This window comes from Tepidimonas charontis (assembly GCF_007556685.1).
Taxonomy (GTDB): Bacteria; Pseudomonadota; Gammaproteobacteria; order Burkholderiales; family Burkholderiaceae_C; genus Tepidimonas; species Tepidimonas charontis.
This window is the reverse complement of the sequence record NZ_VJON01000113.1, coordinates 1-674: the sequence shown is the minus strand read 5'-3', so window position 1 is coordinate 674 and position 674 is coordinate 1. Positions and strand designations below refer to the sequence as shown.

1 pseudogene is annotated in these 674 nt (G+C 66.5%); it reads right to left on the bottom strand.

The features are described from left to right. Positions 1-674 (bottom strand): annotated as a pseudogene (locus Tchar_RS13620) (IS5/IS1182 family transposase); the annotation flags it as partial.

Sequence of the window (674 nt, the reverse complement as noted above, 5' to 3'; positions counted from 1 at the left end):
TGTCGGCCTCCACCCCGCGGTAGCCCAAGTCGGCATAGGCCGTGTTGGGCTTGATGCCGCTGTCCTGCATCAGGATCGTGGCCTGCTCCAGCTGCGCTTGCAGCGTGTGGCCGTCGTAGGGGTTGCCGTGGAAGGCCCGTGCGCCCAAGATCAGGCTGTGCTTCAAGGTGCTGACAATGCCGACCTTGACGCCGAACTCGTAAGGGCAGCGGGCCTTGCCCTTGTTGATGCACTCCACCTCCGGCGCGTGCCAGGCGTAGAGCTTTCGAGTCCCGTCGGCGGTCTTTCGGTTGGCAGTCTGCGCCACCAGACGCGCTGCCTTGTTGAGGGTGTGGCCAAGAGCGCTCTGGATGGCCTGCCCCAGGCGGCTGGCCTTGCGCTCGATCTCCCGCTGCAGCCTGGCCACGATCGTGCGCTGACGCTTGATGACCCGGCGCATGCGTGCGAACTGCCGCGCGTGCGCATAGCGTCCTGCCTTGCGGGCCAGCTCCTTGCCTTCCTTGGCAAAGGTCTGCTTCAAGGCGATGCCGGCGGCCTTGGCCGCCTCCACCAGCTTGGTGCGCGCGGTCTCGAGCAAGCGGCTGTCGGTCGGGTGCGCCACCGCCTTGGGTTGTACGGTGGTGTCCACCACCACGCGCTTGAGTTCCTGCGGCTTGATGAGTCCGGTTTCCACC